The following is a 13,533-nucleotide window of genomic DNA, read 5'->3' on the forward strand; positions in this document are numbered from 1 at the left end:
TTCGGGCGTGTCCTCAAACGCCGGACGGGCTGGATTCGGCCGCACCATCCAGCCCCTCCGGCGTTTGAGGAGCGGGGTCTGGGGCAGCGCCCCAGGTCGGGAAGGGGCGGGGTGGGGGAAAGGCCCGCCGCAGGCGCCTGCCACGCGCCACGCGCGGCCTACGCGGTGAAGCGCCCCGTGCGCCGGATCTCCGGGTAGTCCGTAGTCGCACCGTCCAGCTCCAGCGCCCGCACCAGCCGCAGATGATCCTGCGTGTTCACCACCCACCCAATGACCCGCAGCTCCGCCGCGTGCGCCCGTTCCACCGTCTCCAGGGTCAGCCTGCGGATGTTCAGCGCCAGGGTCGGCGCACCCACCGCCCTGGCGCGGTCCACCACGTCGTTGCCGTAACGGCTGGCGATCAGCACCGTCCGTACGCCGGGCACGAGCGACGCGATCTCGGCGATCGCCTCGTCGTGGAACGACGACACCTCCACACGGCCCGTCAGATCACGCCGGTGCATCACGGCGGCCAGCGCCCGCGCCGCCGCCGCGTCCTTGATCTCCGCCTGGAGCGGCGACTTCACCGCGTCCAGGACCTCCTCGAAGAGCGGGACGCGCTCGCCCTGCCCCGCGTCCAGTCCCCGCAGTTCCGCGAGGGTCAGGTCGGCGATCGCGCCCCGGCCGTCGGTCGTACGGTCCACCTCGGCGTCGTGCATGACCACGAGCGCGCCGTCCTTGCTCAGATGCAGGTCGAGCTCGATGGCGTCCATGCCGGCCTGCTCGGCACGGACGAAGGAACGGAGGGTGTTCTCCGGCTCGACACCCATGACCCCGCGGTGACCAATGGTGAGGAAACTCAAGGCAATCTCGCTTCCGTCGACGGCGGCTCCCGGGCAGCCTAACGGCCCGCTTCGCTGAGGGAACCCGTCTCGCGCAGGGAAGCGGAGTGCTCCGCTCGGGCTCCGGCGATCCCGAGGATCAGACCCGTGATCAGGGCGGCGACAAGGACTGCACGGGTACTCACGCGGTATGGCTCCCGGAGGATCGCAGAGAAGGGGATCGAGGCGGCTCCCCTCCGTCCTACCGCCGCGGGGCGGCTGCCCGCGACCTGCGTCACTCGTGCGTGGGCGCGCCCGGCGAGTGTTGACGCGGCGCCGCACTCAGCCCGTCCAGATCCGCCAGCATCGCCTCGGCCAGCTCCAGCTCCGCCAGATGCTGCCGCTCGCTCCAGCGCAGCGCCACCTGGGGGTGCCCCCACTCCGCGACTCCTTCGGTGCGGGCCAGGGCGTCCCGTACCTCCTTCAGTTCGCCGTTCGTACGGGCGATATGGTCCGCCACGCGCGCGCGGAGGCGTTCCGGGTCCGCCAGGTGCCCCAGCCACACGCGCAGCACCAGAGGGTGCTTGAGAACGGGCGGGCCCGCGTCCCGGGAGCCGTCCGCCCACGCGGCGAGCGCCGCTCGGCCCGTTCCCGTGATCGCGTATCGGCGCTTCGCGCGCGGCTCCTCGGGGCCCGAGCGCCGGGAGGCCGCGTAACCGAGGGCTTCGAGCCGGCGCAGCTCCGCGTAGATCTGGCTGATCGCGGGCGCCCAGTAGAAGAAGCGCAGTGACGCGTCGGCCCATTTCTTCAGCTCGTACCCGGTTCGCTCGCCCGGGAAGGAGAGCAGGCCGAGCACCGCCCATGCGGTCGGCGGCAGTTCGGACTCTTGCTTCTTTTCAGCCTGACGACTAGTCATATGGCTAATTGAAGTAAGCGCAGCCCCAAGGACGCAACCCCCTGGAGGCACCGTGAAGTTCTCCGTCATCTTCGAGGCACAGCTGGCCGACCCCACCGTCGAACGCGAGCATCAGGTCATCCGCGACAGCGTCGAACAGGCGGTGCTCGCCGAGCGGATGGGATTCGACCGGATCTGGGCCGTCGAGCACCACTCCCTGAAGTGGTACGCGCACATGTCCGCCCCGGAGATCTTCCTGACGTGGGTCGCCGCGAAGACCACGACCATCCGGATCGGTCACGGTGTCGTCTGCATGCCGTTCAACTTCAACCACCCGGCCCGCGTCGCCGAGCGCGCCGCGATGCTCGATCTGCTCTGCGGCGGGCGGCTCGACCTGGGGGCCGGGCGCGGCGGCACGGAGCAGGAGACCTCGCTGTGCGGCGTCGACAGGGACCGTACGACGCAGGAGGTGGAGGAAGCGCTGCGGATCATCGGCAAGGCCTGGCAGGAGGACGAGCTGGAGTACCACGGCGAGCTGATCGACATCGCTCCACACCCGATCCTGCCCCGCCCCCAGCAGACCCCGCACCCTCCGCTCTTCCTCGCCTGCAGCCGCACTGAGACCCTCGCCCAGGCCGCCGAACTCGGCGTCGGGGCACTGGTGATGGGCTTCGCCGGGCCGGAGTCCATCGCACAGATGCGGACGGCGTACGACGCCGCGCTCGCCGCCCGTACACCGGACCGCTTCGTCTCAACCGCCGTCAACGACCACTTCTCCGTGCTCTGCCCGACGATCGTGCTCGACGACCGCGAGCAGGCCCGGCGCGTCGGGACCCGTGGCCAGCGCTTCTTCGCGCAGTCCATCGGGCACTGGTACGGCGGCGCCGGCATCCCCGACGAGGCGGTCGTCGAGGGCGCCGACGAGGCGGCGGAGATGCGCAGGGCCGCCGAGCAGGTCGTCGCGCGGCTCCACGAGCACAGCATCCCGGTACGCCCCGCCGCCACGGCCACCTTCAACGCCGACCACGCCTACGGCACGGCCGACGACGCCATCGCCTACGTCGAACGCCTCCATGACGCCGGCGCCGACGAGATCATGTGCCTGATCCAGATGGGCACTGTGCCGCAGGACGCGTGTCTGGAAACGATCCGGCAGTGGGGCGAGAAGGTCATTCCGCACTTCAGGGGGAGCTCCCGATGACCGTCGAGCCCGACCGCCTCACCCCCGAGGCCAGGACCCTGGTCGACCTCATGGCGTCCGTCTTCCCGGATCTGGGCGGGTCCGTGACCGACGCCGTCGAAGCCCGGCGCATCATCGACGCGCTCCCGAGGCCGTCCGTGCAGCCGCCGGCGGTGGGCTCGGTGGAGGACCGTACTGTCCCCGGCCCCTCCGGGTCCCCCGGCATACCGGTGCGGGTCTACCGGCCGGACGCGGCGCCCGGCCCCCGCCCCACCGTCGTCTACTTCCACGGCGGCGGCTGGGTCATCGGCGGCCTGGACAGCCACGACAGCTCCGTACGCGAGCTCTGCCGCGCGTCGGGCGCCGTGCTGGTTTCCGTCGGCTACCGGCTCGCGCCGGAGGCGCCCTTCCCCGCCGCCGTCGAGGACGCGTACGCCGCCCTCCTGTGGGCCGCGGACCATGCCGGGGAGCTGGGCGGCGACCCGGCGGCCCTGGTCGTGGCGGGCGACAGCGCGGGCGGCACCCTCTCGGCTGTCGTCGCGATCGTCGCCAGGGAGCGGGGCGGCCCCGCCCCGGCCCTCCAGGCGCTCGTCTACCCGGCGACCGATGCCGCGCAGGACACCGGCTCCTACCGCGCGAACGCCACCGGCTACTTCATGGAGGCCGCCGCGCTGCGCTGGTTCTGGGAGCAGTATCTGGGCCCGGACGGCGACGGCGGCCACCGGTACGCCTCCCCGCTGCGGACCGGCGACCTGTCCGGGCTGCCGCCCGCGTACATCGTCACGGCGGGCTGCGACCCGCTGTGCGACGAGGGGCGGGCGTACGCGCAGCGGCTGCGGACGGCCGGAGTGCCGGTCGCCGAAGCGCACTATCCCGGGATGTTCCATGGTTTCTTCGCCTTCCCGGCGCTCCTCGCCGACGCCCGGGACGCGCTCGCCGGAGTGGCAGAAGCCATCGCCCGTACGGCAAAAGACAGGAAGAACGGCGGCGATCACGGGGGCCCGGCAGGATAATTTACTGAGGGTGGGCTTGAATGGGAGAGCTGAACACCTATACGGTGCCTTAACGCGAGTTTCTCCCGTGGAGGAAGTGACATGACGGAAATTCTTGTGCAGGACACAGTCTCCGACGGCATACCTGGTGCCCGGCGCGTGGTCGAGCACCCGGCCTGGCCCGAGCTCAAGAATGCCGTGGAGGCGGTCCGGCCCTGGCAGTCGGCGGACGGATCCATTGCTTTCGACGCCGAGGGCGCCCCTACCCGCGCCACCGCCGAGGCCGCGGTCGACCGAATGATCAACGCGGTCGAGGAGCTCGCACCCCTGCTGCCGCACGACGCGGCGTACCACCGCGCGCTCGTCGCCGACCTGCGCCAGTGGGTCGCCAGTGGCTTTGTCGTTCCCGACTTCCTGGACTCGCTGCTCGCCTTCCAGCCCGCCCAGCAGCGCGCCGACGGCCGGCAGCACCTGGTCGTCTTCCCGATGTACACCCAGAACGGCAACCCGGACCGCAATTTCGAAGCGGTCGTGCTGCGCATGGTGTGGCCCGAGTGGCTGTCGGAGCTGGAGCGCACCCGCTACGACAACCCGCTCTTCCTCGGCATCACCTTCGAGGACTTCACCGCCGGGTACGACACCCACTCCGCGGTGCTCTTCCCCGAGACGATCGCCGTGCGCCAAGCCCCCGAGCGCTTCAGCTGGGGCGGCATCTTCTGTGACCGCGAGGCTGCCCGCTTCCGCCGCGTCACCGAGGCCTCCGTCGACATCCTCGGCCTCGAGCTGCCGGACGACATCCGCGCGATGGTCTCCGACCAGAAGCGCTGCCAGGACGCGTTCGTCCTGTGGGACATGGTCCACGACCGCACCCACAGCCACGGCGACCTGCCGTTCGACCCCTTCATGATCAAGCAGCGTCAGCCGTTCTGGATGTACGGCCTGGAGGAGCTGCGCTGCGACCTCACCGCCTTCAAGGAGGCCGTGAAGCTGGAGTCCGAGGGCAACACGCACGGCCGTGACGTCCAGTACGCCGTGCTGTTCGACCGGATGTTCCGCTTCCCGGTCAGCGGCGACCGTGTCCGCAACTACGACGGTCTCGGCGGCCAGCTGCTCTTCGCGTACCTGCACAAGCACGACGTGGTGCGCTGGACCGACAACACGCTGAAGATCGACTGGGAGCGGGCCCCGCAGGTCACCAACCAGCTCTGCGCCGAGATCGAGGACCTCTACCGGGCCGGCATCGACCGCCCGAAGCTGGTCCACTGGTTCGCCGCGTACGACCTGGTGTCGACGTACCTCGCTCCGCACCCGGGCTCGCGCTGGGCCAAGGGCCCCGACGCCCTCGACCTGTCGCTGCCGCCGCGCAAACTCGTGGACGATGTGCTTCCGGACGAGTTTCCGTTGAGCATGTTCTATGAGGCCCTTGCCAAGAAGCTGAAGAACGTGATCGCCTCCACCAAGGGGATCACCGCGGCGAGCGCCGAGCGGGTGTCCGCGTGAGCCCTCGCGCCCAGGAGGAGACGACCATGACAAGCAGCATCGGCAACGGCAACGGCGGACCGCTGGAAGGCGCCGTGGTCGCGGTGGCCGGAGCGGGCGGACCCGCGGGCCGGGCCGCCCTGCTCAGGCTGGCCGAGGCGGGCGCCATCGTGGTCGGTTCGGACGCGAATCCCGCGCGCCTCGCCGAGGCCGTCGACGCCGCGAGGTACGCCCACGGGGGCGCCACCGTCACCGGTGACACCGTGGACCTTCTCGACCTCGCCGCGACCCGCGAGTGGGCCGACAAGACCGAGAAGGAATTCGGCCGGATCGACGGCATGGTTCACCTGGTCGGCGGCTGGCGCGGCAGCGCGACCTTCGCCGAGACCGACCTCGCGGACTGGGATCTGCTGGAGAAGCTGCTGATCCGCACGGTCCAGCACACCTCCCTCGCCTTCCAGGGCCCGCTCCAGCGCAGTGACCGCGGCCGCTACCTGCTGATCAGCGCGGCAGGTGCCTCGCAGCCCACCGCCGGCAACGCCGCGTACGCCGCCTCCAAGGCCGCCGCCGAGGCGTGGACCCTGGCTCTCGCGGACGCGTTCCGCAAGGCGGGGGGCGAGGAGGGCCCGCGTACGGCGGCTGCGATCCTGATCGTCAAGGCACTGGTGCACGACGCGATGCGCGCCGAGCGCCCGAACGCGAAGTTCGCGGGCTTCACGGACGTCAAGGAACTGGCCGAGGCCATCGCCGGAGTCTGGGACAAGCCCGCCAGGGAAGTGAATGGACAGCGTCTGTGGCTGACTCCCAAGCCGTGAATCCGGATCCGACGAACGCGGGCAAGACCGACGCACGCCGGCACCACGACCCGCGGGTCCGCGGTTTCGCGAGCGACAACTACGCGGGCGCCCACCCGGAGGTGCTCGCCGCCCTCGCCCTCGCCAACGGCGGCCACCAGGTCGCCTACGGCGAGGACGACTACACCGACCACCTGCAGCGGATCATTCACAGCCACTTCGGCCCGTTCGCCGAGGCGTTCCCCGTCTTCAACGGGACCGGTGCCAACGTGGTCGCCCTGCAGGCGCTCACCGACCGCTGGGGCGCGGTCATCGCCGCCGAGTCGGCGCACATCAACGTCGACGAGTGCGGCGCCCCGGAGCGCGTCGGCGGCCTGAAGCTGCTGACCGTACCGACGCCGGACGGCAAGCTCACCCCCGAGCTCATCGACCGGCAGGCGTACGGCTGGGAGGACGAGCACCGCGCCATGCCGCAGGTCGTTTCGATCACGCAGAACACCGAGCTGGGCACGGTCTACACGCCGGACGAGGTCCGGGCGATCTGCGACCACGCGCACCAGCACGGGATGAAGGTGCACCTCGACGGCGCCCGGATATCCAACGCCGCGGCCTCGCTCGACGTACCGCTGCGGACCTTCACGAACACCGTGGGCGTCGACATCCTGACGTTCGGCGGGACGAAGAACGGCATGCTCTTCGGTGAGGCCGTCGTCGTACTCAACCCGGACGCCGTGCGCGCCATGAAGCATCTGCGCAAGATGTCGATGCAGCTCGCTTCCAAGATGCGTTTCGTCTCGGTGCAGCTGGAGGCGATGCTCGCGCGCGACCTGTGGCTGCGCAACGCCCGCCACGCCAACGCCATGGCCCAGCGGCTCGCCGACGGCGTCCGCCAGGTGGACGGCGTCGAGATCCTCTACGCGGTGCAGGCCAACGCCGTCTTCGCGCGCCTGCCGCACGACGTGAGCGAGCGTCTGCAGAAGCGCTATCGCTTCTACTTCTGGAACGAAGCGGTCGGTGACGTGCGCTGGATGTGCTCCTTCGACACCACCGAGGACGACGTGGACGGCTTCGTGCAGGCACTCAAGGAAGAGATGGCCAGGTAGCCAGGTAGCTCGTCGAGCCGCCGCGCGACGCATAAATATGCGACCGACTGGAAAGTCATTGACTTCCGGTCGGTCGCATCTTTACGCTCTGCTGCCATGGAACTGATTCAGGAAAGCCCTGACCTGGCAGCCTATTTGGCCGCTGACGACGTCATCGACCATGAGCATCCGCTGGTCCGGGAGGCTGCGGGTCGACTGCGTGCGGAAGGGGCTGATGCATACACATACGCCAAAGCGGCCTACGAATTCGTACGCGACACCATCCCGCACTCCCACGACGTGGACGACATGCGCGTCACCTGGCGTGCCTCCGACGTGATCGCGCAGCGCACCGGAATCTGCCATGCCAAGGCCCACGCCCTTGCCGCGCTGCTACGGGCGGAGGGCATCCCGACGGCCCTGTGCTACCAGCGCCTCGCGGACGACGACGGCTCGAACGCCGTGATCCACGGACTCGTCGCGGTCAAGCTGCCCGGCAGCGACGGCTGGGCGCGCCAGGATCCGCGCGGCAACAAACCCGGCGTTGACGCGCGGTTCTCCCTGGAGCGTGAGCGGCTGGCCTTCGCCGTACGCCCGGAGGCCGGTGAGGTGGACTATCCGATGCTGTACGCCTCACCGCACCCGGTGGTCATGCGCGTTCTGCGAGCCGCTCCCGACCGCCCGTACCTCTGGCGGACACTCCCGGCCGCACTCTGAGAGCCGACGGCCGGCCGACGCCTAACCGGCCTCGCGCACCTGCGCCGGAGTCGGCGCCGTACCGCCGAGGTGCGCCGGGATCCACCAGGTGTCCTCGGCGTTCTTCGGACGTACGGGATACGCGCGCTGGGCGGCTTCGAGCAGCTCCTGCACGCGGCCGCGCAGCCTGCGCGTGATCGCACCCGCGTACTCGTCCGTGGGCGCGTCCATCGGCTCGCCGACTCGTATCGTCACGGGGATGTGATTGCGGCCGAAGTTGCGCGGCCTGCCCTTGGTCCAGACGCGCTGGGTGCCCCACAGCGCCATCGGAATCAGTGGAACGCCGGCTTCCTGAGCCATCCGCGCCGCACCCGACTTGAAGCTCTTGAGCGTGAACGACTCGGAGATCGTCGCCTCGGGGAAGACCCCGATGATCTCTCCGGAGCGCAGGGAGTCGAGGGCGTGCGCGTACGCCGTCTCACCGCGCTCGCGGTCCACGGGGATGTGCTTCATGCCGCGCATCAGCGGTCCGGAGATCTTGTGGCGGAAGACCGAGTCCTTCGCCATGAAGCGCACCAGGCGCTTCTGCGGCAGTGCGCCGAGTCCCGAGAAGATGAAGTCCAGGTAGCTGATGTGATTGCTCACCAGCACGGCGCCACCGGTGCGGGGGATGTTCTCAGAACCCTGCGTGTCGATCTTCAGGTCCAGCGCCTTGAACAGGGTGAGTGCGGCACCGATGACCGGTCGATAGACGAGTTCTGCCATGTCAGGGGTGACCCTTCTGTGCCCGGGGAGGGCTCTCCCGGCGGAGGTTACGCAGCCGTAGGTTTAGCGGCATTGGGCAGATCGTGCCCCATGAGCGGCCGAGTAGCCAGCCCTGAGGACCTTCATGCGCGAGATTCTCGTCACGTCCGGAAACATGAGGAATCGTCTCTCTGTGGTGAACGCTGAGACTGAAGCCGGGAAGAGGCAGAGATCAAGGGGAGGCCGAAGGTGGCAGGGCACGACGGCGGTACGCGGCTGAGTGCGGCCGAACTGGGCGCTGAGCCGGGGCGGCGGGCGACGCTCGTGCAGTTCTCCAGCGCCTTCTGTCAGCCCTGCCGCGCGACCCGCAGGACCCTCGTCGAAGTGGCTGACATGGTCGAAGGCGTCGCCCATGTGGAGATCGACGCGGAGGCGCGACTCGATCTCGTACGTGAACTCGGCATCCTCGCCACGCCCACCGTGCTCGTGCTCGACGCGGATGGCCGAATCGTGCGCCGGGCCTCCGGGCAGCCGCGCCGGGCCGATGTCATCGCCGCCCTCGGCCACGCCGTATGACAGCGCGTACGGGCGCCGTGACGCACGTCCCATCTCCCGGATTCGGCTTGACTGCACCGGCCACGAATCGCCAGTCTGACCGCGTGCCGTCAGAACTCCTTCTCTACGGGCGGGCCCATGTCGACCTGGCCCGCAACGCGAGCGCGCGCTGTCCCGGTGCCTGAGCACCCACGGGCACGTACGCATCCGCCGCAGAAGGACACCAAGGACACCTCCATGACGGCTTCACCCGACCTCGCCGCTCCGCTCCGGATTCCGGCGCAGCCCCTCGAAGGCTCGCCCGAGCTGTTGCGCTCGGTCTTCCGGCGGCACGCCGCCGGCGTCGCGGTGATCACCGCCCAGGGTTCTGGCCCCGTCGGTTTCACCGCCACCTCGCTCAACTCGGTCGCCGCCGACCCGCCGATGATCTCCTTCGGTGTGGGTACCGGTTCGTCCAGCTGGCCGGTGCTGGCGGAGGCCGAGCACATCGGCGTCCACATACTCGCCGAGGACCAGCAGGAGCTGGCGGCCACGTTCGCCCGCAGTGGCGCCGACCGTTTCGCGCCGCCCACCCGGTGGCGTACGGGACCCGAGGGAGTGCCCGTGCTCGACGGCGTACTGGCGTGGCTGGTGTGCCGTGTGGTGGCGCGCGTGCCCGCGGGGGATCATCGGATCGTGCTCGGCCAGGTCGTCGCGGGAGACCCCGCGGGCCACGGCCGGCCGCTGCTCTATCACCAGGGACGCTTCAACGCGCTGAGGGACTGAGAGTTCCCCGTGCCGGCCGAATACGCCGATTACGCAGGGTTGGCAAGGTCACAGTTCAAAGCGCTTGCTTACTGGGAATGCACTGGGTGTACTGACGAGTAATATTCCAGTCGGAGTGGGGGTCCGCCCCGACCGGGATCCGCCCTTTCAGGCGCCTATGCTGCCTGCAACGAGGCAGTCAAGAAATAGACGATGCAGTAGGAGAGCCGGCGTGAGCTTGAGGATCGTTGTCTGTGTGAAGTACGTGCCCGACGCCACCGGCGACCGGCACTTCGCCGATGACCTGACCGTCGACCGCGACGACGTCGACGGCCTGCTGTCGGAGCTCGACGAGTACGCCGTCGAGCAGGCGCTGCAGATCGCCGACGAGGCCGACGACGCGGAGATCACCGTGCTGACCGTCGGCCCCGAGGACGCCAAGGACGCCCTGCGCAAGGCGCTGTCCATGGGCGCCGACAAGGCCGTCCACGTCGAGGACGACGACCTGCACGGCAGTGACGTCATGGCCACCTCGCTGGTGCTCGCCAAGGCCATCGAGAAGACCGGTTACGACCTGGTCATCTGCGGCATGGCGTCGACCGACGGCACCATGGGTGTCCTCCCGGCGATCCTGGCCGAGCGCCTGGGCGTACCGCAGGTCACGCTGCTCTCCGAGATCTCCGTCGAGGACGGTGTCGTGAAGGGCCGTCGTGACGGCGACAGCGCGAGCGAGCAGCTCGAGGCTTCGCTGCCGGCCGTCGCGTCTGTGACGGACCAGTCGGGCGAGGCCCGCTACCCGTCCTTCAAGGGCATCATGGCTGCCAAGAAGAAGCCGGTGGAGTCCCTGGAGCTGGACGACCTGGAGATCGACGCCGACGAGGTCGGCCTCGAGGGTTCCTGGACCAAGGTCGAATCCGCCACCGAGCGCCCGGCGCGTACCGCGGGCACGATCGTCAAGGACGAGGGCGAGGGCGGCAAGCAGCTGGCCGAGTTCCTTGCGGGTCAGAAGTTCATCTAGGACTCGTACGTCCCCTCAACGCCCCCAGATTCTTCGCACTCGCCACTCGCAGGAGAGCATTCCCATGGCTGAAGTTCTCGTCTATGTCGACCACGTGGACGGCGCCGTTCGCAAGCCCACCCTTGAGCTGCTGACGCTCGCCCGCCGCATCGGCGAGCCCGTCGCCGTCGCGCTCGGCAACGGCGCCGAGGCCACCGCCGCGGTGCTCGCCGAGCACGGCGCCGTCAAGGTCCTCGCCGCCGACGCCGCCGAGTTCGCCGACTACCTCGTCGTACCGAAGGTGGACGCGCTCCAGGCCGCGTACGACGCAGTGTCCGCCGGGGGCTCCCCGGTCGCCGTACTCGTCCCGTCCTCCGCCGAGGGCAAGGAGATCGCGGCCCGCCTCGCGGTCCGCATCGGCTCCGGCATCATCACGGACGCCGTCGACATCGAGGCCGGCGACGAGGGTCCGGTGGCCACGCAGGCCGTGTTCGCCGCCTCGTACACCACCAAGTCCCGTGTCTCCAAGGGCACCCCGGTCATCACCGTGAAGCCGAACGCGGCGCCGGTCGAGGCCGCCCCGGCCGCCGGCACCGTCGAGACGCTCGCCGTCTCCTTCGGTGAGAAGTCGACCGGCACCAAGGTCGTCTCGCGCACCCCGCGCGAGTCCACCGGCCGCCCCGAGCTGACCGAGGCCGCGATCGTGGTCTCCGGCGGCCGCGGCGTCAACGGCGCCGAGAACTTCCACGTCATCGAGGAGCTCGCCGACTCGCTCGGCGCCGCTGTCGGCGCCTCGCGCGCCGCCGTGGACGCCGGCTGGTACCCGCACTCCAACCAGGTCGGCCAGACCGGCAAGTCGGTCTCCCCGCAGCTCTACATCGCCTCCGGCATCTCCGGCGCGATCCAGCACCGGGCCGGCATGCAGACCTCGAAGACGATCGTCGCCATCAACAAGGACGCCGAGGCCCCGATCTTCGACCTCGTCGACTACGGCGTGGTCGGCGACCTCTTCGCGGTCGTCCCGCAGCTGACCGAAGAGGTCAAGGCCCGCAAGGGCTGACCTGCGCGGCAGCGACAAGCCGTAAAGCTCCGGGGTCGTGTGGTGAGGGTTCACCGCGCGGCCCTGGCTGCTTTCCGGAGACCATTGACGCAGGTCACGACCGGCCGTTAACTTCGCTATGCGGATTATTGATTCCGTGAAGCGGAAAACTGGAGGGTTGGTAATGGGTCAGCAGGAGAAGGTGGCGACGAGCCTCGCGGGCGCGGTCAGCGAGGGCATCAGCGCCTCCCTCGTACCGGTCGACGAGGAGCTCACCCGCCGTTACCCGGGAGACCCAGGCACCCGCCAGCCCGTACACACGGTCTACGTACCCGGTGACGTCTTCGCCGCCGACACCGTGCGCTCGTGGGGCGACCAGGCCCTCGCCGCGCTCGACGAGCACGCCCCGGACGCCGCGTCCTTCGCCGCCGTACTCGGCCTCTCCGACGACCTCGCCGGGCCGGTGTACGACCGCGTACGGGCCAAGCTGGAGCGCGAGCCCATCGAGGACCTGCGCGTCGACTTCGAGGACGGGTACAGCGGCAAGGACGAGGATGCCGACGCCGCCCGCGCCGCCCGGCTGATCAGCGAGGCGTACGCCAACGGCACGGCGGCCCCGTACATGGGCATCCGCATGAAGTGCATGGAGGCGGCGGTACGCGACCGCGGCATCCGCACCCTCGACATCTTCCTCACCGGCCTGATGGAGGCCGGCGGCCTGCCCGACGGGCTCGTCCTCACCCTCCCCAAGGTCACCTACCCCGAGCAGGTCACCGCGATGGTGCGCCTCCTCGAGGAGTTCGAGAAGGCGCGCGGCCTGGACGCCGGCCGGATCGGCTTCGAGATCCAGATCGAGACCAGCCAGTCCATCCTCGCCGCCGACGGCACCGCCGCCGTGGCCCGGATGATCGACGCCGCCGAGGGCCGCGCCACCGGACTGCACTACGGCACGTTCGACTACAGCGCCTGCCTCGGCGTCAGCGCCGCCTACCAGGCCAGCGACCACCCGGCCGCCGACCACGCGAAGGCGATCATGCAGGTCGCGGCGGCGGGCACCGGCGTACGCGTCTCGGACGGCTCCACCAACGTCCTGCCGGTCGGCAGCACCGAGCACGTCCACGAGGCCTGGCGGCTGCACTACGGCCTCACCCGCCGCGCCCTGGCCCGCGCGTACTACCAGGGCTGGGACATGCACCCCGCCCACATCCCGACTCGTTACGCCGCCGTGTTCGCGTTCTACCGCGAGGGGTACGAGCAGGCCGCCGCGCGTCTCGCCGCGTACGTCAACCACGCGGGCGGCGACGTGATGGACGAGCCCGCCACCGCCAAGGCGCTCAGCGGCTACCTGCTGCGCGGCATCGACTGCGGCGCCCTCGACACCGCCGAGGTCGCCCGCCTCACCGGCCTGACCCGCGCGGACCTCGACGGCTTCTCGTCGCCCCGCCGGGGAGACCTCACGGCGACGGCCCAGTAGGGTCCGGCGCTGTCACCGCTGCCCCGTACTCTGTACCCGATCTCAGTCGGAACACAGGAACG

At 70.0% G+C, this 13,533-nt stretch carries 15 protein-coding genes; 11 read left to right on the forward strand and 4 right to left on the reverse strand.

Annotated features, from left to right (window positions below; all coding sequences use genetic code 11):
- Positions 1–158 precede the first annotated feature (158 nt).
- From ABZX79_RS03815 to ABZX79_RS03825, 3 genes are all read right to left on the reverse strand, one after another.
- Entirely contained in the window at positions 159–842 is a 684-nt protein-coding gene (locus ABZX79_RS03815; protein ID WP_355251088.1) for a glycerophosphodiester phosphodiesterase family protein, read from the reverse strand.
- A gap of 38 nt (positions 843–880) precedes the next feature.
- Positions 881–1,006 carry a hypothetical protein gene (locus tag ABZX79_RS03820; protein WP_355251091.1) on the reverse strand — a complete coding sequence of 42 codons (126 nt, stop codon included), beginning with the start codon at positions 1,004–1,006 and terminating at the stop codon, positions 881–883.
- A gap of 89 nt (positions 1,007–1,095) precedes the next feature.
- On the reverse strand, positions 1,096–1,716 hold the full coding sequence (locus ABZX79_RS03825; protein WP_355251094.1) for a PadR family transcriptional regulator: 621 nt from the start codon (positions 1,714–1,716) through the stop codon (positions 1,096–1,098).
- A gap of 52 nt (positions 1,717–1,768) precedes the next feature.
- Between ABZX79_RS03825 and ABZX79_RS03830 the strand changes: the two genes are divergently transcribed.
- The 6 genes from ABZX79_RS03830 (at position 1,769) to ABZX79_RS03855 (ending at position 7,939) form a co-directional block, all read left to right on the forward strand.
- Positions 1,769–2,896: an LLM class flavin-dependent oxidoreductase gene (locus ABZX79_RS03830; RefSeq protein ID WP_355251097.1), complete on the forward strand. Its 1,128-nt coding sequence runs from the start codon at positions 1,769–1,771 to the stop codon at positions 2,894–2,896.
- Positions 2,893–3,888: an alpha/beta hydrolase gene (locus ABZX79_RS03835; RefSeq protein WP_355251100.1), complete on the forward strand. Its 996-nt coding sequence runs from the start codon at positions 2,893–2,895 to the stop codon at positions 3,886–3,888. The genes ABZX79_RS03830 and ABZX79_RS03835 overlap by 4 nt, the downstream gene beginning before the upstream one ends.
- A gap of 81 nt (positions 3,889–3,969) precedes the next feature.
- The gene (locus ABZX79_RS03840; protein WP_355251102.1) at positions 3,970–5,367 is read left to right on the forward strand and encodes a DUF6421 family protein; all 1,398 of its coding nucleotides are present in this window, start codon (positions 3,970–3,972) and stop codon (positions 5,365–5,367) included.
- Between the two features lie 26 nt (positions 5,368–5,393).
- A complete protein-coding gene (locus tag ABZX79_RS03845; protein WP_355251105.1) occupies positions 5,394–6,161 on the forward strand; it encodes an SDR family NAD(P)-dependent oxidoreductase in 768 nt (255 codons plus the stop codon).
- Positions 6,140–7,243, forward strand: a complete 1,104-nt coding sequence (locus ABZX79_RS03850; RefSeq protein WP_355251108.1) for a low specificity L-threonine aldolase — start codon at positions 6,140–6,142, stop codon at positions 7,241–7,243. The genes ABZX79_RS03845 and ABZX79_RS03850 overlap by 22 nt, the downstream gene beginning before the upstream one ends.
- A 96-nt stretch (positions 7,244–7,339) precedes the next feature.
- Positions 7,340–7,939: a transglutaminase domain-containing protein gene (locus ABZX79_RS03855; RefSeq protein WP_355251111.1), complete on the forward strand. Its 600-nt coding sequence runs from the start codon at positions 7,340–7,342 to the stop codon at positions 7,937–7,939.
- A gap of 21 nt (positions 7,940–7,960) precedes the next feature.
- On the opposite strand, the gene ABZX79_RS03860 is transcribed toward ABZX79_RS03855, so the two are convergent.
- Entirely contained in the window at positions 7,961–8,683 is a 723-nt protein-coding gene (locus ABZX79_RS03860; protein ID WP_215128732.1) for a lysophospholipid acyltransferase family protein, read from the reverse strand.
- A 228-nt stretch (positions 8,684–8,911) separates the two neighbouring features.
- On the opposite strand from ABZX79_RS03860, the gene ABZX79_RS03865 reads away from it, so the two are divergent.
- From ABZX79_RS03865 to ABZX79_RS03885, 5 genes are all read left to right on the forward strand, one after another.
- Positions 8,912–9,238 (forward strand): thioredoxin family protein, encoded by a 327-nt coding sequence (locus tag ABZX79_RS03865; protein ID WP_355251115.1) that lies wholly within the window; start codon positions 8,912–8,914, stop codon positions 9,236–9,238.
- 216 nt (positions 9,239–9,454) lie between these two features.
- On the forward strand, positions 9,455–9,982 hold the full coding sequence (locus ABZX79_RS03870; protein ID WP_355251118.1) for a flavin reductase family protein: 528 nt from the start codon (positions 9,455–9,457) through the stop codon (positions 9,980–9,982).
- Positions 9,983–10,193: 211 nt separating this feature from the next.
- Complete coding sequence (locus ABZX79_RS03875) at positions 10,194–10,979, forward strand: electron transfer flavoprotein subunit beta/FixA family protein (protein WP_355251121.1); 786 nt, start codon at positions 10,194–10,196, stop codon at positions 10,977–10,979.
- 64 nt (positions 10,980–11,043) lie between these two features.
- Positions 11,044–12,018 carry an electron transfer flavoprotein subunit alpha/FixB family protein gene (locus tag ABZX79_RS03880; protein ID WP_355251124.1) on the forward strand — a complete coding sequence of 325 codons (975 nt, stop codon included), beginning with the start codon at positions 11,044–11,046 and terminating at the stop codon, positions 12,016–12,018.
- A gap of 163 nt (positions 12,019–12,181) precedes the next feature.
- Positions 12,182–13,471 carry an aldolase/citrate lyase family protein gene (locus tag ABZX79_RS03885; RefSeq protein WP_355251127.1) on the forward strand — a complete coding sequence of 430 codons (1,290 nt, stop codon included), beginning with the start codon at positions 12,182–12,184 and terminating at the stop codon, positions 13,469–13,471.
- Positions 13,472–13,533 lie beyond the last annotated feature (62 nt).

Source organism: Streptomyces sp. NPDC002994, assembly GCF_040611155.1.
Classification (GTDB): domain Bacteria; phylum Actinomycetota; class Actinomycetes; order Streptomycetales; family Streptomycetaceae; genus Streptomyces.